Annotated in this window: 24 protein-coding genes, 1 tRNA gene and 1 riboswitch; of the genes, 11 read left to right on the top strand and 14 right to left on the bottom strand. The window is 69.6% G+C overall.

Annotation, left to right across the window (positions count from 1 at the left end; all coding sequences use genetic code 11):
* Nucleotides 1-35 precede the first annotated feature (35 nt).
* Together R9X44_RS20020 and R9X44_RS20025 are read right to left on the bottom strand one after the other, a co-directional pair.
* The gene (locus tag R9X44_RS20020; RefSeq protein WP_319815727.1) at nt 36-1463 is read right to left on the bottom strand and encodes a purine-cytosine permease family protein; all 1428 of its coding nucleotides are present in this window, start codon (nt 1461-1463) and stop codon (nt 36-38) included.
* Nucleotides 1459-1573, bottom strand: a riboswitch (TPP riboswitch). It overlaps the preceding gene by 5 nt.
* A 538-nt stretch (nt 1574-2111) precedes the next feature.
* Nucleotides 2112-2450 carry a rhodanese-like domain-containing protein gene (locus R9X44_RS20025; RefSeq protein WP_319815786.1) on the bottom strand — a complete coding sequence of 113 codons (339 nt, stop codon included), beginning with the start codon at nt 2448-2450 and terminating at the stop codon, nt 2112-2114.
* Nucleotides 2451-2497: 47 nt separating this feature from the next.
* Between R9X44_RS20025 and R9X44_RS20030 the strand changes: the two genes are divergently transcribed.
* Nucleotides 2498-2956 (top strand): SSI family serine proteinase inhibitor, encoded by a 459-nt coding sequence (locus R9X44_RS20030; protein WP_319815728.1) that lies wholly within the window; start codon nt 2498-2500, stop codon nt 2954-2956.
* Nucleotides 2957-2975: 19 nt separating this feature from the next.
* Here R9X44_RS20030 and R9X44_RS20035 read toward each other — a convergent pair whose 3' ends face one another.
* Nucleotides 2976-3857, bottom strand: coding sequence for an Fpg/Nei family DNA glycosylase (locus tag R9X44_RS20035; RefSeq protein ID WP_319815729.1), 882 nt, complete (start codon nt 3855-3857; stop codon nt 2976-2978).
* Nucleotides 3858-4149: 292 nt separating this feature from the next.
* On the opposite strand from R9X44_RS20035, the gene R9X44_RS20040 reads away from it, so the two are divergent.
* On the top strand, nt 4150-4986 hold the full coding sequence (locus R9X44_RS20040) for an SGNH/GDSL hydrolase family protein (RefSeq protein WP_319815730.1): 837 nt from the start codon (nt 4150-4152) through the stop codon (nt 4984-4986).
* A 56-nt stretch (nt 4987-5042) separates the two neighbouring features.
* On the opposite strand, the gene R9X44_RS20045 is transcribed toward R9X44_RS20040, so the two are convergent.
* Complete coding sequence (locus R9X44_RS20045; protein ID WP_319815731.1) at nt 5043-5579, bottom strand: MarR family transcriptional regulator; 537 nt, start codon at nt 5577-5579, stop codon at nt 5043-5045.
* Nucleotides 5580-5850: 271 nt separating this feature from the next.
* Nucleotides 5851-5933: transfer RNA gene (locus R9X44_RS20050), tRNA-Leu, on the bottom strand.
* 129 nt (nt 5934-6062) lie between these two features.
* Here R9X44_RS20050 and R9X44_RS20055 point away from each other — a divergent pair.
* From R9X44_RS20055 to pknB, 6 genes are all read left to right on the top strand, one after another.
* On the top strand, nt 6063-6800 hold the full coding sequence (locus R9X44_RS20055; protein ID WP_319815732.1) for a DUF3662 and FHA domain-containing protein: 738 nt from the start codon (nt 6063-6065) through the stop codon (nt 6798-6800).
* Nucleotides 6801-6809: 9 nt separating this feature from the next.
* Nucleotides 6810-7388, top strand: coding sequence for an FHA domain-containing protein (locus tag R9X44_RS20060; protein ID WP_319815733.1), 579 nt, complete (start codon nt 6810-6812; stop codon nt 7386-7388).
* Complete coding sequence (locus tag R9X44_RS20065; protein WP_319815734.1) at nt 7385-9031, top strand: Stp1/IreP family PP2C-type Ser/Thr phosphatase; 1647 nt, start codon at nt 7385-7387, stop codon at nt 9029-9031. Before R9X44_RS20060 ends, R9X44_RS20065 begins: the two co-directional genes overlap by 4 nt.
* A gap of 31 nt (nt 9032-9062) precedes the next feature.
* Nucleotides 9063-10604, top strand: a complete 1542-nt coding sequence (locus R9X44_RS20070; RefSeq protein WP_319815735.1) for an FtsW/RodA/SpoVE family cell cycle protein — start codon at nt 9063-9065, stop codon at nt 10602-10604.
* Nucleotides 10601-12115 carry a penicillin-binding transpeptidase domain-containing protein gene (locus tag R9X44_RS20075; RefSeq protein ID WP_319815736.1) on the top strand — a complete coding sequence of 505 codons (1515 nt, stop codon included), beginning with the start codon at nt 10601-10603 and terminating at the stop codon, nt 12113-12115. The genes R9X44_RS20070 and R9X44_RS20075 overlap by 4 nt, the downstream gene beginning before the upstream one ends.
* A gap of 188 nt (nt 12116-12303) precedes the next feature.
* Nucleotides 12304-14235: a Stk1 family PASTA domain-containing Ser/Thr kinase gene (gene pknB / locus R9X44_RS20080; protein WP_319815737.1), complete on the top strand. Its 1932-nt coding sequence runs from the start codon at nt 12304-12306 to the stop codon at nt 14233-14235.
* Nucleotides 14236-14391: 156 nt separating this feature from the next.
* Here pknB and R9X44_RS20085 read toward each other — a convergent pair whose 3' ends face one another.
* From R9X44_RS20085 to R9X44_RS20095, 3 genes are read right to left on the bottom strand one after another with little or no spacing between them, the layout of a single operon-like run.
* The gene (locus R9X44_RS20085) at nt 14392-15009 is read right to left on the bottom strand and encodes an aminodeoxychorismate/anthranilate synthase component II (protein ID WP_319815738.1); all 618 of its coding nucleotides are present in this window, start codon (nt 15007-15009) and stop codon (nt 14392-14394) included.
* Nucleotides 14999-15169, bottom strand: a complete 171-nt coding sequence (locus R9X44_RS20090) for a hypothetical protein (RefSeq protein WP_319815739.1) — start codon at nt 15167-15169, stop codon at nt 14999-15001. The genes R9X44_RS20085 and R9X44_RS20090 overlap by 11 nt, the downstream gene beginning before the upstream one ends.
* A gap of 24 nt (nt 15170-15193) precedes the next feature.
* Complete coding sequence (locus tag R9X44_RS20095) at nt 15194-15835, bottom strand: class E sortase (RefSeq protein WP_319815740.1); 642 nt, start codon at nt 15833-15835, stop codon at nt 15194-15196.
* 168 nt (nt 15836-16003) lie between these two features.
* Here R9X44_RS20095 and R9X44_RS20100 point away from each other — a divergent pair, with 168 nt between their 5' ends.
* Nucleotides 16004-16261, top strand: coding sequence for a cell division protein CrgA (locus R9X44_RS20100; protein ID WP_319815741.1), 258 nt, complete (start codon nt 16004-16006; stop codon nt 16259-16261).
* Nucleotides 16262-16387: 126 nt separating this feature from the next.
* On the opposite strand, the gene R9X44_RS20105 is transcribed toward R9X44_RS20100, so the two are convergent.
* Nucleotides 16388-17236, bottom strand: a complete 849-nt coding sequence (locus R9X44_RS20105) for a rhomboid family intramembrane serine protease (protein ID WP_319815742.1) — start codon at nt 17234-17236, stop codon at nt 16388-16390.
* 14 nt (nt 17237-17250) lie between these two features.
* Nucleotides 17251-17778, bottom strand: a complete 528-nt coding sequence (locus R9X44_RS20110) for a peptidylprolyl isomerase (protein ID WP_319815743.1) — start codon at nt 17776-17778, stop codon at nt 17251-17253.
* 169 nt (nt 17779-17947) lie between these two features.
* Between R9X44_RS20110 and R9X44_RS20115 the strand changes: the two genes are divergently transcribed.
* Nucleotides 17948-18517 (top strand): hypothetical protein, encoded by a 570-nt coding sequence (locus R9X44_RS20115; RefSeq protein WP_319815744.1) that lies wholly within the window; start codon nt 17948-17950, stop codon nt 18515-18517.
* An 87-nt stretch (nt 18518-18604) separates the two neighbouring features.
* A complete protein-coding gene (locus R9X44_RS20120) occupies nt 18605-19336 on the top strand; it encodes an acyltransferase (protein WP_319815745.1) in 732 nt (243 codons plus the stop codon).
* Nucleotides 19337-19464: 128 nt separating this feature from the next.
* Here R9X44_RS20120 and R9X44_RS20125 read toward each other — a convergent pair whose 3' ends face one another.
* The 4 genes from R9X44_RS20125 to R9X44_RS20140 form a co-directional block, all read right to left on the bottom strand.
* Nucleotides 19465-20265 carry a polysaccharide deacetylase family protein gene (locus R9X44_RS20125; RefSeq protein ID WP_319815746.1) on the bottom strand — a complete coding sequence of 267 codons (801 nt, stop codon included), beginning with the start codon at nt 20263-20265 and terminating at the stop codon, nt 19465-19467.
* A 162-nt stretch (nt 20266-20427) separates the two neighbouring features.
* The gene (locus R9X44_RS20130; protein ID WP_319815747.1) at nt 20428-22011 is read right to left on the bottom strand and encodes a DEAD/DEAH box helicase; all 1584 of its coding nucleotides are present in this window, start codon (nt 22009-22011) and stop codon (nt 20428-20430) included.
* A gap of 297 nt (nt 22012-22308) precedes the next feature.
* Nucleotides 22309-24036 carry a choice-of-anchor M domain-containing protein gene (locus R9X44_RS20135; RefSeq protein WP_319815748.1) on the bottom strand — a complete coding sequence of 576 codons (1728 nt, stop codon included), beginning with the start codon at nt 24034-24036 and terminating at the stop codon, nt 22309-22311.
* A 182-nt stretch (nt 24037-24218) separates the two neighbouring features.
* Nucleotides 24219-24746, bottom strand: coding sequence for a DUF4352 domain-containing protein (locus R9X44_RS20140; RefSeq protein WP_319815749.1), 528 nt, complete (start codon nt 24744-24746; stop codon nt 24219-24221).
* Nucleotides 24747-24760 lie beyond the last annotated feature (14 nt).

The following is a 24760-nucleotide window of genomic DNA, read 5'->3' on the forward strand; positions in this document are numbered from 1 at the left end:
CCATCGTCCCATCGCGACGGCGGGCGGAGCTCCCGTCAGACGGATTCCCGTATACCGGACGTCCGGTTTCCGGCGACCCGTCCGATGACGAGCGCGAGCGCGCCCGCCACGAGGAACGACAGGAACGACGCGCTCATCCACGGCTGGACGGTGAGACCGATCAGGTCCTGGACGCCGGTCCAGAAGTCGGCCCACACGCCGAGCTGCCCGGGGTTGATCAGCTGGTAGACGACGAACCCGCCGAACCAGGCGACCACCATCGACCAGCGCGAGGGCGCGTCGGGCGCGGTGTTCCACCCGCCGCGGCCACGGCCGAGGAAGAAGTCGGCGGCCAGGACGCCGAGCAGCGGCACGAAGACCGAGCCGATCAGGGCGAGGAAGCCGTAGTAGTCGCCCATGTTCAGCACAAGCGCGAGCACGGTGATGAGCGCGCCGAGGCCGATGCTCAAGACCCGGCGGTCCACGCGGGGGACAAGGTTCTGGATCGAGAGCGCGGTCGAGTAGACGTTCGCGAACGACTGGTCGGCCTCACGCAGGACGAAGACGAAGAAGAAGACGGCTCCGGCCGTCACCGTGAGGAACGGCCCGTAGACGCCGCCGCCTTGACCGGCCAGGACGAGCGCGAAGAGACCGAGGATGTACGCGATGATCTGCGTCAACGCGTACGCGCCGCTCGCCGCGCCGAAAGCCGCCCGCTCGCTACGGGAGTGGCGGGTGTAGTCGGCCGCGAGCGGCACCCACGAGATGGAGACGGCGAGGGCCGCGTCCATCGCGAGCCAGAACAGGCTCCAGTCCGCGCCGAACGGCGCGCTTCCGGACGGGCCCGGATTGTCGGTCAGGTCCGGCAGGCCGACCCTGAAGAACTGGATGTAGAACCAGATGAGCGCGATTCCCACGGCGATCGTGACGACGCGGCGCAGCAGCCGCACCGAGCCGAGCGGCCAGATCGTCAGGACCGTGGTGAGCACCCCTGCGAAAAGCACGTAGGTCCAGCGGGGTCCCCCGCCGAACAGCTCATAGGCGGCGTCCGCGATGACGATCAGCTCGAACGTCCCCCAGCCGATGAGCTGGGCGATGTTGAGCACCGTCGGCGCGTACGACAGCTTCGCCCCGAACAGCCCGCGCAGGATCACCATCGCCGGCCGCCCCGTACGGGCCCCCGGCACGGCGGCGAGCCCGAGCATGAGCCCGCCGACGAGCGTTCCGATGATCATCGCGGTGATGCCCGCGGCGATCGACAGCTGCGGCACCCCGTCGACGGTCGGCGCGAGAACCGTGTAGGCCCCGGAGAACGCGAACAGGCTGACCCCGAGGTTCGCCCAGAACGCACTCTGATCCCAGAACGACAGCACCCTGGGGGCCGGCTCGTCGAGGGTCAGCGGCGCTTCCGCCGGCGAAGCCTTGACAGGCCCGCGCGCGGACTCGTCATCGTGCGCCGAGTTTTCAAGCGTGCTTGAAGACATGCGAGGAGCACTCTCCCTACGCCGGCATTACCCGGACAGGTTCATGCGGTCGGCGACAGATGGGTCACCCTCTCAGCCCGGCCTTCTCCCGAGCTCCCGCGGTGGTTTCGATTCGGCGCGAATCGTACCCGACCCCCCAAAGATCACCCAGCCCCGGGGTAACAATCCAGCCACACCCCCCCAACCCCCACCCGCAGTCCCTACGGGACTGCGGGTAAGAGCAGGCCCAGCCCACCCGGCGAGCCAAGCACGTCGCGCCCGCAAACCCCACGGGGGCGCAGACCCAGCCCACGTGCCGGGCGGGCGACGCGCCCGCAGTCCCTACGGAACCGCGCACCTAGCCCATGCGGCGGGCGTAGCCCCGCGTGACGGGTCATGCGCGCCGTTCCCGCAGTTCCTTACGGGACCTCAGGTGTGCGGGCCCAGCCCGCGCGAGGATTCAAGCGCGTCGCCCCCGCAAGCCTTGCGGGGGCGCGGACCCAGCCCGCGTGGCGGGGGGTGCGGGCACGACCCGCTCGCAGTCCCTACAAGACCGTGAGGGCGCGAGCCCAGCCCGCCCGCAGTCCCTACGAGACCGTGAGGTGCGGGCACGGCCCGCGCGCGGCAGCCCCCCCCCCCGCAGTCCCGAAGGGACTGCGGGTAAAGGGGTTAGGCGATGTACGGGTCGGCTTGGGTGGTGGTGGACTCGATGGGGAGGTTGGCGCTGGCCCAGGCGAGCATGCCGCCGTCTACGTTGAGGGCGGTCCAGCCTGCGTTGTTGAGGGCCACGGTGACCTGGGCGGAGCGGCCGCCTACGCGGCATACGACGTAGATGTCGCGGTCCTGGGGGATCTCGGCCGCCCGCTCGTTCAGGGCGCTCATGGGGATGTGGACGGCCTCCGGCGCGTGCCCGGCGTCCCATTCGTCCTGCTCACGGACGTCGAGGAGGTATGCGCCGTCGGGGATCTGGGTCGCTCCGACGCTCGGAATGCTTCCGCCGAAATTCATCACGGAACCCATGGAACCGTGGATGGGACCCCCACGTCGAATCGCGCATGAGGACCTCATCGCCCAAGATCGCCGCGAAGCTGCTCCTGCTCACCGCCGCCGTGGTGGCCGCCGCCACGGCCTGCGGCGGCAAGTCCGCCGACGAGCAGGACACCGCGTCCCCCAACGCGGCCGGCCCCGCGAGCACCCAGCTCACGATCACGCTCAAGAAGTCCCCGAGCGCCAAGGAGGAGTCCTGGACGCTCACCTGTGACCCGGCGGGCGGCACCCACCCGGCCGCGGCCAAGGCGTGCGCGCAGCTCGACGCCGCCGGCGAGAAGGCGTTCGCGCCCAAGCCCGCCGACGCCGTCTGTACCGACGTGTACGGCGGTCCCGAGCAGGGCACCGTGACCGGCACGTTCAAGGGCAAGGCCGTCGACGCGTCCTACTCGCGCAAGGACGGCTGCGAGATCGACCGCTGGGGAGTGGTGTCCGAGCTGTTCGGCGAGCTGCCCAAGGTCCGCTAAGACCCCCTAAGACCCCCATCTACCTGAGCAGACGGGACAAACGGCGATCCGCGAGTGGTTTGCCGCCCGTCTGACAGGTGGGGCAGTACTGGAACGCCGAGTCCGCGAAGGAGACCTCGCGGATGGTGTCCCCGCAGACCGGACACGGCTGGCCCGCCTTGCCGTGCACCCGCAGGCCGGTCTTCTTCTCCGACTTCAAATCCCCCGCCGCGAGCCCCCGCGACCGCTCCACCGCGTCCCTGAGCGTGCCGACGATGACGGCGTGCAGCTGCCCGGCCTCCTCCTCGGTGAGGGTCGAGGCGATCTTGTACGGGGACATCTTGGCGGCGTGCAGGACCTCGTCGGAGTAGGCGTTGCCGATGCCCGCGATGATCTTCTGGTCGCGCAGCAGGCCCTTGATCCGCGTCCTCGAGTCCTTGGTGAGCGCATACAGGGCTTCCGGCGTGAACTCCTCGGAAAGCGGGTCTATCCCCAGATCCGCGACGTGCGGGACATCTGACGGGTCGCGCACCACGTAGGCCGCGAGGCCCTTCTTCGTCCCGGCCTCGGTGAGATCGAAGCCCGAGCCGTCGTTCAGCCGCAGCCGCAGCGCGATCGGGTTCTTCGGGCTGCGGCGCGGCAGCGTGGTCGGCAGCTCGTCGCGCCAGCGCAGCCAGCCCGCCCGCGCGAGGTGGACGACGAGGTGCAGCCCGCCGCCCTCGCCGGGCTCAAGGAACTCGAGGTCGAGGAACTTGCCGTGCCGCGCCACGCCGGTGAGCGTCAGGTCGGCGAGCGCGGTGACCGGGGGATCATAGGTCTTGAGCGCCGAGACGGCGGCGACGTCAACCCGGGCGACGGCCTTGCCGACGGCGTGCTCGCGCAGGAACGCGGCGAGTGACTCCACTTCGGGCAGCTCGGGCATGTCCTCAGTATGTTCCTCCACAGCCGTCCCCAACCCTGTGGATACCTGTGGACAACCCCTGTGGATAACTTCGGGGCGCTGCGGATTCCCCGCCACCAAAGTGGCGGAAAGCACACAGCACCTGACAAAACACCCAGCAGGGAGCGAGAGGGATATCCACAGGGGGTGTGGATAACCCTGTGACTGAACCGTGCTGCACCGAGTTGCGCGGACCGGTGGCGCGGACCCGGCGAAGGCGTCGATACTGCCCCGCAAAACTGAAAACTCGGGGGAGAAGGCCAGAGGCATCGCGATGCTCTCCCGGCGTCTGTCCGCCGTCCTCCTGTGCGCGTTCGCGCTCCTTACCGGCGGCCTGGGCACACCCGCAACAGCAGCCCCCACGCCCCTTTACTACCTCTCCCTCGGCGACTCCCTCGCCACCGGCTACCAGCCAGGACAAGGCGACACCGACACCGGCTACCCCGACCAGCTCCTGCCCCTCCTCGCCGAGCGGACCCCCGGCCTCGAGCTGGTGAAGCTCGGCTGCCGGGGCGAGACGAGCGCGTCGATGCTCAAGGGCGGCAAGTGCGCCTACCCCGAAGGCAGCCAGCTCAAGGCCGCCGTCGCCTTCCTCGCCGCACACCCCGGCCAGGTCCGCTACCTCACTCTCGACATCGGCGGCAACGACGTCAACCAGTGCCTGCGCGCGGGATCACTCGACGTCAAGTGCCTGAACGCCAACATCAAGGCGCTCTCGGCGAACCTGTGGACGATCATCACCGAGCTGCGCAAGGCGGGCGGCGCAGGGGTGAGCTACACGGGCATGACGTACTACAACCCCGTCCTCGCGTCCTGGCTCGGCGGCGGGTCCGGGCAGGCCGTCGCCCAGCTGTCCGTGCCGCTCGTGCGCGGCGTCAACGGCTTCGCCTCCACCCTCTACCTGCTGGCCGGGTACCGGGTCGCCGACGTCGAGCGCGCCTACGCGTCGGGCGACTTCAAGACGAAGACCACGGTCGACGGGTACGGCAGGCTGCCCCTGAACGTCGGACGGATCTGCCTGTGGACGCACATGTGCGCCCGCAAGGACATCCACCCCAACACCGAGGGGTACCGCCAGATCGCCAGGACCTTCGCCGCGACGATCCCGTGACGCGCGCGTTGTCCACAGGCCGTCCACAGGCCGTCCACAGGGCCGTCCGGGGGCCGTCACAGGCCGCCGGGCGGGCCCGGGGGAGCCGCGTCGCCCAGGGAGATCAGGAGCGTGCGCAGGGAGCGGGCGAAGCCGTCGGGGTCGGGGAGCGCGGCGATGACGCGGCGCTCGGCCTCGAAGTAGCCCTCGAGCATGTCGTCCACAAGCGCGCGGCCGGGGCCGGTGAGCGAGACGACCACGGACCTGCGGTCCACGGGGTCGGGGGCGCGCTCCACAAGGCCCTTGCGCTCGAGCTTGTCGATCCGGTTGGTGACCGCGCCGGAGGTGACGGTCGAGGCGCGCAGCAGCTCACCGGCGGTCAGAGAGCCTTCGCGGCCTGCGGCGCGCAGCGCGGCGAGCACGTCGAACTCGGGCCCGTCGAGGCCGTACTCCGCGTAGTACCTGCCCATCTCGCGCTCGACGATCCGGTTCAGCCGGTGCACCCTGCCGACGATCCCGTGCGGCCACGGGTCGAGGTCGGGGCGCGCGACGCGCCACTGGGCGATCATCAGGTCGACGGCGTCATCCGCGCCGCCGTGCGAGGCGTCCTCCACGGGACGAACGTACCGCACTGTCTCAACGTTGAAATAGTTGACAACGCACAGGCCACCGGTGGATAACCATATGAACATTAAAAAGATCAACGTTCAACTGTTTTCCACGGCCTGTTGACGTCCCGCGTGCACGACCCGCCGAAACACGCGATGATGGACGACGGCCGACACGGACCGCCAGACACGGACCGGCAGACAAGAAGATCGGGAAGAGCGATGAACCTCAAAGGCATCAGGGGCCCCCTGGTTCACAGAGGACCCCTGAACAGGGTGGGCGAGGAGGGATTTGAACCCTCACACCCTTTCGGGCACACGGACCTGAACCGTGCGCGTCTGCCGTTCCGCCACTCGCCCTTGCGACTGGCCGCTTTCGGCGGCGCTTGAAAAGATTAGCACGACGCAAAGGGTGGTTTGTTAACGACGGCGGGCCGCGAACCACTCCACGGATACGATCGTCTGACGAGCAGGGAGAGGAGGTGCCCGGTGGGCGTCCTACAGCGCTTCGAACGTCGACTTGAGGGCATGGTCGAGGGTGCCTTCGCGCGGGCGTTCAAGGCGGAGCTTCAGCCGGTCGAGGTGGCCAGCGCGGTTCAGCGGGAGATGGACGAGCGCGCGGCGATCGTGGCCCAGGGTCGGACCCTGGTGCCCAACGACTTCGTCGTGGAGATCTCACACCCCGACGGGCAGCGGCTGGAGGTCTATGCCGACAGCCTCAGCCAGGAGCTTGCCAACCTGGCCAGGGAGTACGCCAAGGAACAGGGCTTCTCTTTCGTGGGCCCCGTGCGGGTCCGCTTCGAGCCGGCCGGCGACCTCGGCACCGGGATGTTCCGCATCCGCTCAGGCGTGGTGCGCGGATCGACGATCGAGAACAACGAGATCCGGCACTCCCACACCGACCATCCGCGCCATGGCGGCGCCTTCCCCGGACGGCCCCGTCTCGACGTGACCACCGGCGACGGCGCGCGCCAGTCCTATGACATCAGCACCCCGGTGACCCTCCTGGGCCGCGGGACCGACTGCGATCTGCGCCTGGTCGACCCGGGCGTGTCCCGGCATCACGCCGAGATCCGCGTAGAAGGTCCCGAAATCGTGCTCGTGGATCTAGGGTCTACCAACGGCAGTTTCGTGAACGGTCAGCCGATACGTCGGGTCTCACTCGTCGACGGCACCCGGATCACGATCGGCCGGACCAACCTCGTGTTCCGCCGCGACCGGGAGTAGCACCCCTCGATGACCCCGATCACCCTGACGCTCATCAAGATCGCTTTCCTCGCGGTGCTGTGGCTGTTCGTCATCGCCGCGGTGGGTGTGATCCGAGCCGACCTGTTCGGTTCCAAGGCCGCAGAAAGGGCCGCGAACCGCCCCCCGAGACCGGCTCGCCAGACCGCGCAGGAGCGCGCGAGGCAGCAGCGTCAGACCTCCCCGCCGCAGCAGGCCCCTGCCCGTCAGCCGGCACAGCCCCCCGCGCCACAGCAGGGGCCGCCGCAGCAGGCACAGGCACAGGGGCAGGGGCAGGGCCACGCGGTCCTGGTGGTCACCGACGGTCCGCTCACCGGCACCACGATCGACCTCGCGGCGTCGGGCACCGTCACCATCGGCAGGGCGCCCGACTCCACGCTCGTGGTCTCCGACGACTACGCCTCGAGCCGGCACGCCCGCATCTACTCCCAGGGCGCCGACTTCGTCCTTGAGGACCTCAACTCGACGAACGGCACCTACCTCGGCCGGTCCAAGGTGACCAGGCCCGTCCAACTCCCTGTCGGCGTCCCGGTGCGTATCGGCAAGACCGTAATCGAGTTGCGCAAATGAACACTCCACGTATCGGCATCCGCTACGCCGCGCGCTCCGACGTCGGCATGCTCCGCGAGGGCAACGAGGACTCGGGCTACGCCGGGGCCAGGCTGCTCGCGGTCGCCGACGGGATGGGCGGCCACGTCGGCGGGGAGATCGCCAGCGCCACGGCGATCGACACCCTGCGCAAGCTGGACGCCGACATCCCCACCGAACAGCTCCTCAGCGCGCTTGAGCACGCCGTCAGGGCGGCCAACGACAGGCTGCACAAGATGGTCGAGAGCGATCCGTCGCTCCAGGGCATGGGCACCACGCTGACGGCGATGCTCTGGTCCGGCCAGCAGGTCGCGCTCGCGCACATCGGGGACTCGCGGGCCTACCTGTTGCGCAACGGCGAGCTGTTCCAGATCACGCACGACCACACGCTCGTCCAGTCCCTCGTGGACGAGGGCAGGATCAGCCTCGACGAGGCAGCCACCCACCCGCAGCGCTCCCTGCTCCTGCGCGCGCTTGACGGCCGCAACGAGGTCGAGCCCGATCTGTCGCTGCGCGAGGCGCAGCTGGGCGACCGCTACCTGCTGTGCTCCGACGGCCTGTCCGGCGTGGTGTCGGCCGACACCATCCACCAGGTGCTCACCGGCCAGGACACCCCGGACGGCGCGATCCGCCAGCTGATCGACCTCGCCAACAGAGGCGGCGGCCCGGACAACATCACCTGTGTGATGGCCGACGTGGTCGACCTCGACGCGGGCCCGACGCCGGACCGTCCCCTGCTCGTCGGCGCCGCCGCCAACAAGGCGCAGGAGGCCGCGCAGGAGGAGCAGAACCGGCAGCGGCCCGCCGACACGCCCGCGCAGCGCGCCGCCGACCTTCGCGACACGCTGCCGCAGCCCGCGCTGATGATGAACGGCGGCGAGTACGCCCCGCCGCCGTCGCCCGCGCCCGCCGCGGCCCCTCCGCCCTACCAGCACGGCGGCCCGCCGCCTGGCCCGCCCCCGCAGGCCGCCCCGCTCGCGGCCCCCCCGGCCGGCGGCGCGCCGCGCGGCAAGGCGCGCAGGGGCCGCAAGGCGACCCTGCTGCTCGGCGCGGCGGGGGTTGCGGGCCTGCTGGTCATCGGCGCGGCGTTCTTCGGCTACAAGGCCCTGAACAGCGGCTACTACCTGCGCGCCGAGGGCGGCGCGGTGGTGGTCTACGAGGGCAGCAACGACAAGGTCCTCGGCTTCGACCTGTCCACCAAGGCCGCCGCGGGCGTCCAGCCGGACCCGAAGCTGGAGATGGCCGACCTCACCAACTCCGCGCAGGGCGACGTCCGTGCCAAGGGCATCACCGCCGACTCCCCCGCCGCGATCCGCAAGAAGATCGAGAAGCTGCGCGAGCAGGTCTGCCAGTTCGCCATCGCGCCCGACCAGGCCAACCAGTTCCTCGGCGTCGTCCAGGGCAGGGACCAGGCCGACTGCACCCCCAAGCCGGTCACCAAGGACCCGGCGTCCGGCGGCGAGCTCCCCGCTCCGGAGATCAAGTTCCTGAACAAGGACGACGTCGCCGGCGTCCAGGAGGTGCGCTTCCCGACGCTCGAAGAGGCGGTCGCCAAGCTCACCGAACTCGACGCGCAGGCGGGCAAGTGCCAGGAACGCGCGGGGACGGGTTCGTGCCCCCGATGACCCGGCCGGCGAGGAAGGGACTCCACAGTTCATGAGCGAGGCAGCTACTCCGACGGCGGGACGCACCCGTCTCGGGGCATCCCTCGGGCTGCTCATCTTCGCGATCATCGTCGCGGTGTCGGCCTTCGCCCAGGTGGGCCTCGCCCGCGACGGCAGCCTGCCGACGGGCATGTTCGGCTACGGCCTGGCGATCACCGCGCTGTCGGGCGTCGCGTTCTTCGTCGTGCGGCGGTTCACGCCGTACGCCGACCCGGTGCTGCTGCCGCTGGCCATGCTGCTCAACGGCCTCGGCCTTGCGATGATCTACCGGATCGACCAGACCACGATCGCCACGTTCGACGAGGACAAGGCGCGGTTCGAGGCGGCGAACCCGGGCGCGAAGTACACCCCGTTCGGCGCGGGCGCGAACGTCTTCGGCCAGCTGCTGTGGACGGTCCTGTCGATCGCGCTGTTCATCACCGCGCTGATCGTGCTGAAGGAGATCAAGGCGCTTCAGCGCTACCACTACAGCCTCGGGCTCGTCGGGCTCGTCCTGCTGATCGCGCCGATCTTCTTCCCCGGCATCAACGGCTCGAAGATCTGGATCACGATCGGCTCGTTCTCGGTGCAGCCGTCGGAGTTCTGTAAGTTCGCGTTCATCGCCTTCTTCGCCGCATATCTGGTGAAAAAACGGGCGGCGCTCTCGCTGGTGAGCCGCAAGATCGGCCCGCTCGAGCTGCCGCGCCCGCGCGACCTCATGCCGATCCTGGCGTTCTGGGTCATCGCGCTGATGGTCATGGCCGTGGAGAACGACTTCGGCACCGCGCTGCTGTTCTTCGGCCTGTTCGTCTCGATGGTCTACATCGCCACCGGCAAGGTGTCGTGGGTCGTCATCGGCCTTGGCATGTTCATGGGTGGCGCGCTGCTGCTCTACCTGACCGCCAGCACCATCGGCGGCCCGATGGAGCACATCAACCAGCGCGTGGAGATCTGGCTGAACCCCGAGCCGTTCTTCGGGAACGGCTGCTCGATGGGCGGCGAGATCTTCAACAGGGTGAACGACCCCGAGGGCTACGACAAGTGCATCGCCGACGGAGGCAAGTTCTCCAACAGCGAGCAGCTCATGAAGGGCCTGTTCGCGCTCGGCCAGGGCGGCGTCATCGGCACCGGCCTCGGCCAGGGCCAGCCCTACCTCAACGACCTCGCCTTCAGCGACGAGATCTTCACGTCCTTCGGCGAGGAACTCGGCCTCACCGGCGTCATGGCCATCCTGCTCGTCTACGTCCTGCTGGTCGAGCGCGGGTTCAAGATCGCCATCGCCACCAAGGACGAGTTCTCCAAGCTGTTCGCGGGCGGCGTCTCGTTCGTCTTCGCGCTCCAGGTCTTCGCCATCTGCGGCGGCGTCACCAAGCTCATCCCGTTCACCGGTCTGACGACGCCGTTCCTCACCCAGGGCGGGTCGTCGCTGCTGGCCAACTGGATCCTCATCGCGATTCTGCTGCGGCTCAGCCATGAGGCGCGCAAACCGGCCCCTGTCGCCATCCAGGACGAGGGAATGACGCAGGTCGTCAACCTGAGGGGGGCCCAAGAATGAGCTCGAGCAACATGAACAAGGAGCTGAAGCGGGTCGGTCTTGTCGGGCTCGCGCTGATCGGCGTGCTCGCCGTGCACGTCAACTGGATCCAGGCGGGACAGGCCGACGACCTGCGCGTCCACGCGCTGAACAACCGGCCGCTCCAGGGCGTGTCGCTGCGGGCGCGCGGCGACATCATCTCCGCCGACGGCGTCAAGATGGCCTGGTCCGACGCGCTCAGCCCCGGCAACTCCAAGACCAAGTACCAGCGCCGCTACCTGAAGAACGGCGAGGCGTTCCTGCCCGTCACGGGCTTCTACGCCGGGACCATGCAGAAGGCCGGGCTCGAGCTGGCGTTCAACTCCCTGCTCGACGGCACCGACCCCCGGCAGACGACCGACTCGTGGGTCAGGCTGCTCACCGGCGAGAAGCCGCTCGGCGGCAACCTGTACACGACGATCGACTCCAAGGCCCAGGTCAAGGCGTACCAGGCGCTGTCGGCGCAGAGCCCGCTGCGCGCCGCGGCCGTGGTCATCGACGCCGAGACCGGCGCGATCAAGGTCGCCGCGAGCTACCCGGCGTTCAACCCGACGTCCGTCGCCGACATCAAGAACCCCGGCGACGACCAGAAGAAGCTCGACGAGCTGAAGGACGCCAAGGGCCAGCCGATGGTCGACAAGGCGTACAGCGAGCTGTTCCCGCCCGGATCGTCGTTCAAGACCGTCGTCGCGGCGGCGTTCATGTCCAAGGACGGCAACTCCAAGGACAGCATCGTGCCCGCGCCCGTCAACGTGCCGACCGGCGGCGGCCAGATCGGCAACAGCCACAACGACAACATCTGCGGCGTCCCGAACGGCTCGCCGCTGATCGGCACGTTCGCCCAGTCCTGCAACACCACGTACGCCCTGCTCGGCATCGACGACTCGATCCTCGGCAACGAGGGCGTCCGCGCCCAGTCGGAGAAGTTCGGCTTCTACAAGAAGATCCCGATCGAGCAGGACCTCAACGCCCCCGCCTCGGTCTACCCGCACGACGCGAGCCACCGCGACGAGATCCTGCGCGGCTCCTTCGGCCAGGGCGAGACCAAGACGACGACGCTCCAGATGGCCATGGTCGCCGCCTCGATCGCCAACGGCGGCGAGATGATGAAGCCGTATCTCGTGGAGAAGGCCGTCGGACGCGTCGAGGGCGACGACGGCAAGCCCAAGGAGACCGGCACCATCCACAAGGCCGACCAGGACGTGTTCGCCAAGCCGCTCAGCTCCGACGTCGCGAGCCAGCTCCAGGACATGATGCGCGAGGTCGTCTCCACCGGAACCGCGAAGAACCTCCAGGGGCGCAACATCGCGGGCAAGACGGGTACGACGGAGTTGACCGCCACCCGAGGCGGCGCGTGGTTCGTCGGGTTCGCCCCGATGGACAAGCCGAAGTACGGTTTCGCCGTTTTCGTGGAGGGCAGCACGAGCCTGTTCGGCGCGAGCACCTCGGGACCGATCGCCGCGGACATCATCGACGCGCTGGGGAAGGAGTGAGTCCCATCACATCGCAACGACGGGACCGCACGATGGTCATCGGCCGTAGCGCCCCAGGCCACAAGCTCGGGGCCACGGTAACGATTACCACACCTTCTTCCCTCGCCGAACCTAATCCCGAGAGCACTACCCCTCGGGCGCTAGGTTCGGGTAACAAGGTTTGACTCGGATCGAAGGAACTGGAAGACATGACACAGCCTCGGCTGCTCGGTGGCCGTTACGAGCTCGGTGGGGTCATCGGGCGCGGCGGCATGGCCGAGGTGTTCCGTGCCCGTGACCTTCGCCTCGACCGGACCGTGGCGATCAAGACGCTGCGCACCGACCTGGCAAGGGACGCCACGTTCCAGGCGAGGTTCCGGCGTGAGGCGCAGTCGGCGGCGTCGCTGAACCACCCGTCGATCATCGCGGTGTACGACACCGGCGAGGACGACTTCAACGGCCAGCCGATCCCGTACATCGTGATGGAGTTCGTCGAGGGCCACACGCTGCGCGAGCTGATCCGTCCCGAGGGCGGCGGGGAGCGGCGGCTGCGGCCCGAGCGGGCGCTGGAGATCGTCGACGGCATCCTGCGCGCGCTCGACTACTCGCACCGCGGTGGCATCATCCACCGCGACATCAAGCCGGCGAACGTCATGCTGACCAGGTCGCACGAGGTCAAGGTGATGGACTTCGGCATCGCCCGCGCGATGTCGGATTCGGCCGCCACGATGACCGCGACCGCCCAGGTGATCGGCACGGCCCAGTACCTGTCGCCCGAGCAGGCCCGCGGCGAGCGCGTCGACGCGCGCAGCGACCTGTACTCCACGGGCTGCGTCCTGTACGAACTGCTGACCAGCAGGCCGCCCTTCCAGGGCGACTCCCCCGTCGCGATCGCCTACCAGCACGTGCGCGAGGAGCCGATCCCGCCGTCGCAGATCGACCCGGAGATCCCGCAGTGGGCCGACCGGATCGTGCTGAAGGCGATGACCAAGGACCCCGCGCACCGCTACCAGAGCGCGTCGGAGTTCCGCGCGGACATCCAGCGCGCGATGCAGGGCGTGCAGGTGGCGTCGCAGTCGACCTCGACCATGGTCGTGCCGCCGATGGCCGGCACCCAGGTGATGGGCGCGGCCCCCGGCGGGCAGACCCGGGTGCAGCCGCCCGTGGGCCCGGCGACGTACGCGGGCCAGGGGTACAACGACCTTCCGCCGGTCCGCTACGACGACACCCAGTACAGCAACCGTCCGCAGGGCCCGGGTGGTCCGGGCGGCCGCCCGGACCGTACCGACGAGGACGAGCAGCCCGGCAAGAAGGCGCAGAACCTCGCGCTTTACGTGCTGGTCGGCGTCGTCGTCTTCGGCCTGCTCGCCGGGCTCGTGGCCTGGCTGACCAGCGGCGGCGGTGACGACGACGCCCCGGCGACGGTCAAGATCGGCAACGTGGTGAACATGGCGGAGGCCGACGCCGTCGCCAAGCTGGAGGGCCTCGGCCTCAACGTGTCGGTCGAGCGCGAGTCGAGCAGCGACATCGACGCGGGCAACGTCATCCGCACCGACCCCGAGGCGGGCTCGGAGGTGGACAAGGGCTCGGACGTCACGGTCTTCGTCTCCTCCGGCAAGGGCAAGGTGACGATCCCGACGGGCCTTGTGGGCCAGTCCCAGACCGACGTCACGAACAAGCTCCAGGAACTGGGGCTCAACGTGAAGGTCCGCACTGAGGTCACCTCGGCGGCCGAGCCGGGAATCGTGACCAAGACCAACCCGCAGGGAGGCCAGAAGGTCGACGCGGGCTCCTCGGTCACGATCACCGTCGCCAAGGCCGAGGAACTGATCACGCTGCCCGACGTCTTCGGGATGACCCAGCAGGAGGCGCAGGCGGAGCTCGAGCGTGCCGGGCTGACGAAGATCCGCTTCGTCACCGCCGCACCCGAGGGCGACGTCGAGCCGGGCAGGGTCTTCCGGATCAGCCCCGACCAGGGCACGCAGGTCAAGAAGGACCAGCTGATCACCGTCTACGTGGCGCAGGACATCCAGCAGCCGCCGCCGACCGAACCCGAGCAGCCGACCGACCCGACCGTGCCGGGTGACGACGGCCAGCCCGGCGACGACGGCCAGGGCGGCCAGCGCTCGCGTGAGCCGTAACGGCTGACGGACACAAGGAAGCCCCGGACCTTTGGGTCCGGGGCTTCCGTCGTCTGTGCGGGCCGATGCGGCCCGGGAAAAGAAAAGGGGGCTTCCGCCACTCGGGGGCGATGGCGGAAGCCCTCATACGGTGATTCGTCGTCGGGAGGCCCGGCGTTACAGCTTTTTGGTATCCGGTGGAAGAAATCTTCTTCCGAGGCGGCTGAGCCAGGTCGTCAGCATCTCCTCGCCGTGTTCGCTGAGGATCGACTCGGGGTGGAACTGGACGCCCTCCACGGGCGACGTCCGGTGGCGCAGGCCCATGACGACGCCGTCGGACGTGCGCGCGGTGATCTCCAGGACGTCGGGGACCGTCGCGGGGTCAACGGCCAGGGAGTGGTAGCGGGTCGCCTTGAACGGCGAGGGCAGCCCGGCGAAGACGCCGTCGCCGGCGTGATGGATCTCGCTGGTGTAACCGTGCACGACGGCCGGGGCGTGCCCGACGGACGCGCCGTAGGCGTGCGCGAGCGCCTGCATGCCGAGGCAGACGCCGAGGACCGGCCTGCCGGTGTGCTCGGCGTCGCGCAGGAGGTCGAGGCAGATCCCGGTGTCCTTCGGATGGCCGGGGCCCGGGCTGATGAGGACGCCGTCGGCGGCCTCGGCGTCGGCGCGGGTGGTGTCGCCGCGTTCGCGCACATCGCACTGCGCGCCGAGCGCGCGCAGCGCCTGGACGATGTTGTAGACGAAGCTGTCGCGGTTGTCGACGACGAGGACGCGGGGCGCGTCAGCCCTCATTGATCGTGCCGTTGTCGATCTGGTGGTTCAGCATCGGCTGGAGCCACGGGAAGACCCAGTACCACAGGGCCGCCACGGCGAGCAGGACGAGCAGGAGCGAGAGCCCGGCCTTGGCGGCGGGGTGCCGTACGGGCAGGTGGCGCCAGATCCACAGGTACATCGGGCGGTCTCCCTTTTCATCTGCTCAGGTGGCGGTATGTCCGGTCACCCGAGGCGTCTGCTCGGCAAGCTCACCGAACACGATGAGCCGCTGTGCCGCAGAGTACTTCGGATGGCACGTGGTAAGGGTAATAAGGCGCTCTTTGGGCTTTCTGCCCGGGTGGAACGGGACGGGTTCGGTCACCTCGACCTGGTTCGGCCGCACCACCTTGAGACCGGTCACCTTGTACACGTACTGCATGTCACGGGTGTCGATCAGGATCTTGTCGCCCGCGCGCAGCTCGCCGACCCGGTTGAAGGGGGCCGAGTACGTCGTGCGGTGCCCGGAGACGACGAAGTTGCCGAGTTCGCCGGGCATCGCGGTGTCCGGGTAGTGCCCGGGACCCTTGCGCAGGTCGCCCACGCCGACGCCCTCGACCACCACGAACCGGTGTTTCTTCCCGAACTTCGGGATGCGGATGAGCGCGACGCCGTCGCCGAGCTTCACCTTCTCGGTGGTGACCTTCTCCGGCCTGGCCCACTCACGGTCGAGTTTCTCGCCGAGGTCGGCCTGGGCGTTCTCGGTGTACTGGCCGGTGCCCCACAGCGTGTAGGCGGCGAACAGGACGACCGCGACCCCGAAGGTCAGGAACAGCTCCCCGAGACCCCTGATGAAACCGCGGATCATGGCGTCAACCTATCAGCGCGTCGATGGGGGCCGGGTTCACGGTGAAGTAGTACATATACCGACACCATGGGCATCCAGGACGCTGTGGGCACGGCCGGTCGGCGACTAGACTTCCTGAGACTGGATTTCTGCGCGGGCGCGCGACCGCGCACCGCAATAGGAGAAACCGTGGCCAAGTCCAAGACCCGTAAGAAGGCCGTCTACACCCCGCCGGTGCGGGCTGAGAAGGCCGCCGTCTCGCCCCGCTGGCTGGTGCCCGTCATGCTGGCGGTGTGGCTGATCGGCCTGGGCTGGATCTCCACGTACTACGTGGCGGCGAGCACAGGCTCGAACGTGCCCCTGATCAGCGACCTCGGGAACTGGAACCTGGGGATCGGCTTCGCGCTGATCATCGTCGGCGTGGTGCTGTCGACGAAGTGGCGCTGATCCCTACCCGGTTTTCGCGGAGCCTAATCCACGAGTTTTTCCACACCCCTGTGGATAACTTCAGGTTATCCACAGGGGTGTGTTCGGCCTGTGCACAAGTGCCGCGCGCGGGCGCGGCGGAGCCCGTCAGATCAGGTAGGCCGTGCGGGCGTAGACCAGCGCGACGAACACCGCGAGCAGCACCACCGAGAAGACGGCCTGCACGACCGCCTGCTTAGCGCGCGGCGCGTAGACGTACACCGCGGCGACGATCGCACCGGTGATGAGCCCGCCGACGTGGCCCTGCCAGCTGATGTTGAAGCCCGGCATGAACGTGAACACCAGGTTCACGATGATCACCAGGGCGATCGGCCTGATGTCCATGTTCAGCCTGCGCGACAGCACGAGGATCGCGCCGAACAGGCCGAAGATCGCGCCGGACGCGCCGGCGGTGAGCGAGCCGAGCGGCGACGCCCAGTAGACGAGCACCGAACCGCCAAGCGCGCTCAGCCCGTACAGGGCCGCGAAACGCAGCCTGCCGAGCCACAGCTCAAGCGGCTGGCCGACCGCCCACAGCGCCCACATGTTCAGCACGAGGTGCGGCAGGCCGTAGTGCAGGAACGCCGACGTGACGAGCCGGTAGTACTGGTCGTACAGCGCGACGCCCGGCGGCCACAGGCCGTACTCGGCCTTGAACCTGTCACCGCCCGCCAGCCCGTACTCCAGCAGGAACACCACGACGTTGACCGCGATCAGCGCGTAGGTGAGCGTCGGACGCGTCGCGACCTGGCCGCCGAACCTGCCGGTCGCCTGGCGCACCGTCCGGTTGCCCTCGCGCACGCATTCCGGGCACTGGAAGCCGACCGACGCCGTCACCATGCAGTCGGGGCAGATCGGCCGCTCGCACCTGGTGCAGCGGACATAGGTCTCCCGGCCAGGGTGCCGGTAGCACTGGGGCGGCTCGACGGGTTCGGGAGCGGGAGGTTGCTCTGTCACGTCAAGGACAACGGCTAGCGGCGCTCGATCGTCACCGACTCGAGCACGATCGGCTCAAGCGGACGGTCCCCGGGGGCCGTCGGGGAGCTGCCGATCGCGTCGACGACGTCGGTGCCCTCGACGACCTCGCCGAACAGGGTGTGGCCGTTGTTCAGCCACGGGGTCGGCACCGTCGTGATGAAGAACTGCGAGCCGTTGGTGCCCCTGCCGCCCTGGATGCCCGCGTTGGCCATGGCCAGCAGGTAGGGGCGGTCGAACTTGTTCTGCGCGTGGATCTCGTCGTCGAACTTGTAGCCGGGGCCGCCGACGCCCTGGCCGAGCGGGTCGCCGCCCTGGATCATGAACTTGTCGATGACCCGGTGGAAGACCGTGCCGTCGTAAAGCGGGGTCTTGGACACCACACCGGTCTGCGGGTGCTTCCACTCGCGCGTGCCCTCGGCCAGCTCCACGAAGTTGGCGACGGTCTTCGGCGCGAGCTCCGGGAAGAGCCGGATGACGATCTTGCCCTTGCTTGTGCTGAACGTGGCGAGCGTCTCCGCCATTTGGGGTCCTCCGTAGTGGTCTTCTTGCCTCTCTCGGTCATCCTGCCACGCTCCCGTCCCCGTGGACGACCCGGGCCGGAAGCTCACCGCACCCGGCACATCACCAGGTGTGATGTCCGAGGGGCGGGGAATGCAGGCTTTCAGGAGTTCCGTCATCGGGGGAGGAAGCGTGTCCATTCGTCTGTCAGTTCGCAGGATTCCCAAGGAGGTCGGCCGGTCTCAGCGGATCATGGACTACGGCACGTCTGCCATGTCCCATGCGCGTACCGGCGCGACCCACGCGGCGGGCTGGATGTCGCCGATGTACGGGAACACCCGGCGCTACGCCGCCGACCGGATGATCGCCACCCGCGGCTGGACCGCCCCGCAGATCGACCGCTCCGCCGACTTCTTCGACTCCGAGATCGCGCCCCGCATCAGCTCGATGCTGCACGGCACGGCGAGCTGGGTGAAGCCGCCGCGGCGGCGGCGCGGCTGGTCGATGCTCGCGGGCGGCGCGGCGCTCGCCGCGCTGGGCTGCGCGGCCGCGGGCATGGTCGCCGCGCGGCGGCGCAACCGGCTGGCCGACCTGCTGGAGCCGGAGATCGGCATCAGCGAGCGGCAGTACACCGAGGAGCACGCCTCCTCCTCCGGCACCTACCAGCCGGCGACGGGCTACAGCAGCTCCTCTTCCTCCTACGGCGGCGGCGTCGGACGCGGCGGCGGCACCGGACACAGCCGCGGCATCGGCCACGACTAGATCCACCGGGCACGGCTGACCTGAGGTTTCCGGCTACCCGCCCTACCGGCGGGTAGCCGCTTTGCCGGTAACCGGTACCTTTGCCCCATGTTGAAGGATGGGGTTCGCAAGCTCGCCGCGCGAGCCGTGCACCGCGCGTACGCGGCAGTCCGCCGACTCGGCGAGATCACGCCCGCCACCCCCGGCGGCAAGCGGTTCCACCACCTCGGCGAAGGCGTCTGCATCGCCTTCCCCCAGGGCGCGATCTTCGGCGATCCGTGGATCTCCATCGGCGCCCACACCCTCATCGGCACCCACGTGTCCATCTCCGCGGGCTTCGTCCCCGACCTCGACCTCGGCCCCGACGTCATCGTCAAGATCGGCGCGAGCTGCTCCATCGGCCGCGGCAGCCACATCGTCGGCCACCAGTCCATCGACATCGGCGACGACGTCTTCACCGGCCCCTACGTCTACATCACCGACCAGAACCACACCTACGCCGAACTCGACGCCCCCATCGGCCGCCAATGGCCCGAGAACGCCCCCGTAGTCATCGGCGACGGCTGCTGGCTGGGCACCCAGGCCATCATCCTCCCGGGCACCAAACTAGGCAAAAACGTAGCCGTCGCGGGCGGCGCCGTAGTCCGCGGCGAATTCCCCGACAACTGCGTCATCGGCGGCGTCCCCGCCAAGATCCTTCGCCACTACGACCCCACCGAGGGCTGGGTCCCTCCCATGAAGGAACGCCCCGTCCCCACCGCCGAAGAGCTCGCCTTGCTCGCACTGAGCATGGAAGGCATGCAGGAACTCCAAGACCGCATGCGCAACAACCCCACCTAACCCACCAAGTCCCCCCTAAGCCACCGATACGGCCCACCCACCCGGTACGCGGGCAGTGCGGTCACGTCCGGCGGTGGCCGACTAGGAAGCCGTCGGGGCCGACCACGACATGGGCGACGCCTCCGGGTCTACTCGCCCATGTATTTTTTGCCGGGTTTGGGGTTGCCGCCCAGGAGGTCGGTGACGGTGGCGAGGGTCAGGCCCCTTTTCTTGGCGGCTTTGAGGATGGCGGGGACGGCGTCGACGGTGGTGGGGTGGATGTCGTGGAGGAGGATGATGGCGCCGGGGCGGAGGCCGCGGATGGCGCGGCGGGCGACTATCGAGGAGTTGCGGTCGCGCCAGTCGTCGGTGTCGACGCTCCAGATGATCTCGGCCAGGCCGCGGGATTTGGCGATCTTGGCGACGCGGGCGTCGGTCGCGCCGTAGGGCGGGCGCATGAGGGTCGGCTTGAAGCCGAGGATGCGCTCGATCGCCTTGGACGTCCCGTCGATCTCCTTGTGGATGCGCGCGATCGACGACCTGTCGAGCTGGGTGTGGTGCCAGGTGTGGTTGCCGACCTCGTGGCCCTCCTCGACCTCGCGCAGGATGAGGTCGGGGTAGTGGACCGCCTGTTCGCCGACGACGAAGAAGGTCACCTTGGCGTCGGCGGCGGCGAGCATGTCGAGCAGCCGCGCGGTGTGGTCGCCGGGGCCGTCGTCGAAGGTGAGCGCGACGCACTTGTGCTTGGCGCAGTCGGTGACCGGCCGCTGGAAGTCCTTGAGCGGAGGGGCGCTCGGCGTCGGCGTGGGGGTCGGCGCGGCCGTGGGCGGCGGGACGGTCCTGGTGCCCGTACTGGACCCGGAAACCGAGCCGGGCACCGACCCGCCGACGAACAGCAGGGCGGCCGCCGCCAGTCCGACGACGGTACCCGGCTTCTCGCCAAGACGCACTGATCCCCCGGACGGCTCCGTGGCCCGCTATGAACCCCGCTGTTGGACCCTTGGAGTCTAGGACCCCGGGACCCGCTGAGGCCATGTACCGGAAAAACCATGTCATAAGGCCGGAATTCCCCCAAAGGAATTCCGGCCTTATGACGTCATGTCGTGCGGATGTCAGGCGTTGGTGGCCCGTCGGGGACGCCCGCCGCCGCTGTGCCGGCTGCCGGTGCGGTGGGGCCTGTCGCCCCGGTAGCCGCCCTCGCCCTGGCCGCGCTCACGGAACGGACGCTCGCCGCCGCCGGTGCCGGTGCCGCCGCCACGGTAGGCCGAACCCGACCCGGCGTTGCCGCCGGCGTCGCGGTCGCCGTAGCTCCTGCGCTCGCCGCGCTGCTCGAACGGGCGCTGCCCGTCGTCCCTGCGCGGTCCGCCCTGGCCGGAGCCGCCGCCCTCGCCGTCACGGAAACGGCGCGGACCGCCGCCACGCCGCGGCCGGCCGCCGTAGCCGCCGCCCTGACGGCGCGCCGGGCGCTTCTCCTGCTCAGGGATGATCGGCTCGGCGATCGGCTCGCCCGACGGCTCGCGCGCGCCGGTCAGCTTCACCAGCGACGGGTCCATCGAGGTGACCTTGAGCCGCTCGGCGTTGATGCCCGCGCGGCGCATCATCGACGTCGTCGCGCGCACCTGGTGGGACAGCACCATCGTGACGACGGTGCCCTTCTCCCCCGCCCGGGCGGTACGGCCGGCGCGGTGCATGTAGTCCTTGTGGTCGGCCGGCGGGTCGACGTGCAGGACGAGGCTGACGTCGTCGACGTGGATGCCGCGCGCGGCGACGTCGGTGGCGACCAGCACGCTGATCCTGCCCTCACGGAACTCCGCGAGGGTGCGGGTGCGCAGGTTCTGCGACTTTCCGCCGTGCAGGCCGGCGGCCCGGACGCCGACGGCCGCGAGCTGCTTGGCGATCCGGTCGACGCCGTGCTTGGTGCGGGCGAAGATGATCGTCCGGCCCTCGCGGTTGGCGATCTCGGCCGTGATCGTGTTCTTCTCCTTCGGCGGCACGAGGATCAGGTGGTGCTCCATCGTGTCGACCGGGTCGTCGATCTCGCTGAGCGCGTGGGTGACGGGGTTGTTCAGGTACTTGTTGACCAGGACGTCGACCTCGCGGTCCAGCGTCGCGGAGAACAGCATGCGCTGCCCTCCGGGACGGACCTGGTCGAGGATGTCGGTGACGTCGGGCAGGAAGCCCATGTCGGCCATGTGGTCGGCCTCGTCGAGGACGGCGATCTGCACGTCGGACAGGTCGCACGCGCCCTGCCGCATCAGGTCCTTGAGGCGGCCCGGGGTCGCCACCAGGATCTCCACGCCCCTGCGCAGGGCGTCGATCTGGCGCGGCATCGAGGTCTGGCCGATGACGGTCTTCATCCGCAGGCCGACGGCGCGGCCGAGCGGCTCGATGTTCGTCTGGACCTGCTGGGCCAGCTCGCGGGTCGGCACGAGGATCAGGCCGAGGGGCTTCTTGGGACGGGCCTGGCGGTGCGCGAGCAGCGTCAGGAGCGGCAGGCCGAAGCCGAGGGTCTTGCCGGAGCCGGTCTTGCCCCGGCCGAGGATGTCCCGCCCGGCGAGGGCGTCCGGGATGGACGCCGCCTGGATCGGGAACGGGTGGGTGATGCCCCCGCGAGCCAGGGACTCGACGAGCGCTTCGGGCAGGCCAAGCTCGGCGAACGAGGGGAGGTTCTCCTCATCCGGGGCAGCGTTGGACACAGCAGCGGAGACGTCTGACACGTACAGCCTTCCGAGAGGGGGGCACGTCTCGGGAGGCCCTCGGCACCACCGCTCGCGGCGCGAGCACGGTACGGGTCGACAAGAGGGTCGCTGCAAGGACGAGCCCGGCGGCCGAGGCAACGGCGCGCCGACATGGTTGCGGTCTAACGCCAGGGAACGTCGGGCCCTTATTGCCCGTGTTTTCCTTGGCGACAGCCCAGCATACCCGCCCCGCCCGTCGGACCGGACGGCGCTACCCCCGAAGTACCCCGCCGGGACGGGTTCTCGCGTTTGCCGTCAAAGCAGCCCGAACCGGCGGTTGACCCCCGTGAGCAGCACCGCACCGGCAGTGACCAAGATCACACCAATGCTTCCGTAGAGGAGGACGGGAGCGCCCGTGTCGGCGAGGTTTCCGCCGCCGCCCGACGCGTTCGCACACGCCGGGAGGTCGTCGGCGTCGTACGCGCCGACGGCGAACGCGAGGACCCCGTCGGCCGACCCGTGCGACGGGGTCGTGTGCGTGAACGACAGCTCGTAGACGCCCGGGGCGGTGAAGCCCCACGAGGCGTGCCCGTGCTCGCCGGACGTCAGCTCGCGCGAGTCGCCGGCCCCGGCGAAGACCACCTTGGGGACGCCGTCCGCGCCGATCTCGAACATGACGGCCTTGCCGGGCCCCTCGGCCTTGGTGAGCTTCCAGGTTGCCGAGGTGCCCTCGGCGTACCACCCGACGGACGGGATGCCCGCCTGGGCGGCCTGGGGGAGCGTCCAGACCTCGGTGCCGGCCGCGCCGAGGAAGTCCTGGCCCGCGGGGAGCGCGACCTTCGCCGCGTCCGGGACCCTGACGACGGCCTCGCCCGGATCGAACCAGGTCGATCCGTCGCGGAGGGCGGCCTTGGCCTTGGCGCCGTCGAGGCGCGCGGCGTAGTCGATGTCGCCGTCGGTGATGATCGTGCAGTCGGAGTCGTCCGGGTCGGGGTCGTCCGAGGGGGTCTGCGACGGGGTCGGGGTGGGCGAACCCGTCGGGTCGGGGTCCGGGTCCGTGCCGACCGTGTAGACGACGGGGGCGGACTCGGCCGACTCGGCGTAGTCGTTGACGTACTTCGGATAGAAGACCGCGGTGAGCTCGTGCTTCCCGTCCGGCAGGGGGAAGTCGGCCTTGGCGACCCCGCCGACGACGGGGACGGGCTCGGTGCCGAGCGCGTCGACGCCGTCGCGGAACTCCACGACGCCGCGGGGGCTTCCCTTGAAGCCGTCGGGGACGACCGTCGCGGTGAGCGTCGTCTGCCCGGCGGTCGCGCCCGCCTCGGCGGTGACCGTGGTGGTCGTCGGCGTCGCGGTCATCGTGATCGGCGTGGTGGTGCCGACGTAGATCGTCTGGGTGACGGGGACCGACTTCACCGCGCCCGTCGCGGTCGTCGCGCTGACGGTGAAGACGAGGCGGTAGCGGCCCGGGTCGCTGAACGCCCAGACGTAGTCCTTGTGCTCGCCCGGCTTGAGCGCCGCCGTACGGGTGCCGGGAGCCGACGACATGACGCGGTCGGTCGTGAGGGCGTCCTCCGGCGTCTCCGTAAGGAGTTCGAAGATCGCCTCGGCCTTGGGCGGGTTGTAGTCGGTGAGCTCGACGGTGACGTCGCCCTGGATACCCGGGTCGTTCAGCCCCTCGAGCGAGACGCCGAGGGTCGGCCCCGCGCCGACGGCCGGTTTGTCCGGCTTCTTGAAGGGGTCGGTCGCGGTGAACCAGACGCGCGAGGGCAGCGCCTCGCCTTCCTTCTGGTCCATCACGTCGAACTTGCTCTCGTCGGGGAGCAGCACGTCGATGTCGCCGGTCGGGCCCTGCGCGCCGCCCGCGACGACGGTCGCGACCTCGAGCTCGCCGTCGGCGAGCTTCGGCGCGAGCACGTCGACGTGCCCGGCGGTGACCGGCGTCGGCGCGACGGGCGCGGGCGGCGCGGCCTGCGCGGGCCAGGCGGACGTGGACGCGGTGAGGAGAAGGGCTCCGCCGAGTACCCCCAGGACCCTGCGCACATCGACCCCCGCGACCGTTGTCTCCGACTGCTCCGCCTACCGGGCCTCCACCCTAGGGAGGTTCGGCGTCACGTCAGAAGAAATCCGCCTATACGACCAGCCGCAACTCTTCCAGTCGAGACGGCCGAAACATACGGCGCGCCGGGGAACACACCGGTTTTGTTATGAGACGGAAACGCCGCTCACCCCGCGTCGAGCGGGACGAGGACACCGCGTGATACCGCCGACGCGTGCAGTTCGATCCCGCTGAGCCGCGCCTTCTTCGGAATGTCGAACACGACGATTCCTTTGAGCCGCCCGCCCGGCGCTATTTCGGTGAGAAGGCTGCGCGCCTTGTCGCCGAGCCGCGCGGTCGCCTCGGCGTCGGCGGTGTGCGCCTTTCCGTCGACGATGAGTTTCTGTTCCGCGCCCGCGAAGAACACCGGATCGTCGCCTTCATTGCGCACGGTGACGTGCACGAACACGAACCGCCCTTCGGCGTCCTTCACCCCGATCCGGCCCGGCCCCTTCTTGACGCCGGTCACCCGGAACACCACGTCGCCGTCGCGCACCTTCTCGCGCAGTCCGCCGTCCTCGAGCGGCTTCTCCCTGGTCCCCCCGCGCAGATCCCACCCCCCGCCGAGCCCGTCGCCCTCGGGCGCGCACCCGACCGCCGCCACGACGACGACCCCCGCGACCCCCCTGACCATGAGCCCACGCCAAATCCCCACGTCTCCCCCTCGCC

Origin of the sequence: Actinocorallia sp. A-T 12471 (assembly GCF_033875155.1) — a bacterium.
Classification (GTDB): Bacteria; Actinomycetota; Actinomycetes; order Streptosporangiales; family Streptosporangiaceae; genus Actinocorallia.

Bases quoted from the DNA above. Each gene is read 5' to 3' on its own strand.
- R9X44_RS20065 (WP_319815734.1), top strand. From the start codon at position 7,385: ATGAACACTCCACGTATCGGCATCCGCTACGCCGCGCGCTCCGACGTC.
- R9X44_RS20110 (WP_319815743.1), bottom strand. From the start codon at position 17,778: ATGGCGGAGACGCTCGCCACGTTCAGCACAAGCAAGGGCAAGATCGTC.
- R9X44_RS20075 (WP_319815736.1), top strand. From the start codon at position 10,601: ATGAGCTCGAGCAACATGAACAAGGAGCTGAAGCGGGTCGGTCTTGTC.
- pknB (WP_319815737.1), top strand. From the start codon at position 12,304: ATGACACAGCCTCGGCTGCTCGGTGGCCGTTACGAGCTCGGTGGGGTC.
- R9X44_RS20070 (WP_319815735.1), top strand. From the start codon at position 9,063: ATGAGCGAGGCAGCTACTCCGACGGCGGGACGCACCCGTCTCGGGGCA.
- R9X44_RS20120 (WP_319815745.1), top strand. From the start codon at position 18,605: ATGTTGAAGGATGGGGTTCGCAAGCTCGCCGCGCGAGCCGTGCACCGC.
- R9X44_RS20085 (WP_319815738.1), bottom strand. From the start codon at position 15,009: ATGAGGGCTGACGCGCCCCGCGTCCTCGTCGTCGACAACCGCGACAGC.
- R9X44_RS20060 (WP_319815733.1), top strand. From the start codon at position 6,810: ATGACCCCGATCACCCTGACGCTCATCAAGATCGCTTTCCTCGCGGTG.
- R9X44_RS20095 (WP_319815740.1), bottom strand. From the start codon at position 15,835: ATGATCCGCGGTTTCATCAGGGGTCTCGGGGAGCTGTTCCTGACCTTC.
- R9X44_RS20040 (WP_319815730.1), top strand. From the start codon at position 4,150: ATGCTCTCCCGGCGTCTGTCCGCCGTCCTCCTGTGCGCGTTCGCGCTC.
- R9X44_RS20035 (WP_319815729.1), bottom strand. From the start codon at position 3,857: ATGCCCGAGCTGCCCGAAGTGGAGTCACTCGCCGCGTTCCTGCGCGAG.
- R9X44_RS20020 (WP_319815727.1), bottom strand. From the start codon at position 1,463: ATGTCTTCAAGCACGCTTGAAAACTCGGCGCACGATGACGAGTCCGCG.
- R9X44_RS20025 (WP_319815786.1), bottom strand. From the start codon at position 2,450: ATGAATTTCGGCGGAAGCATTCCGAGCGTCGGAGCGACCCAGATCCCC.
- R9X44_RS20030 (WP_319815728.1), top strand. From the start codon at position 2,498: ATGAGGACCTCATCGCCCAAGATCGCCGCGAAGCTGCTCCTGCTCACC.
- R9X44_RS20090 (WP_319815739.1), bottom strand. From the start codon at position 15,169: ATGTACCTGTGGATCTGGCGCCACCTGCCCGTACGGCACCCCGCCGCC.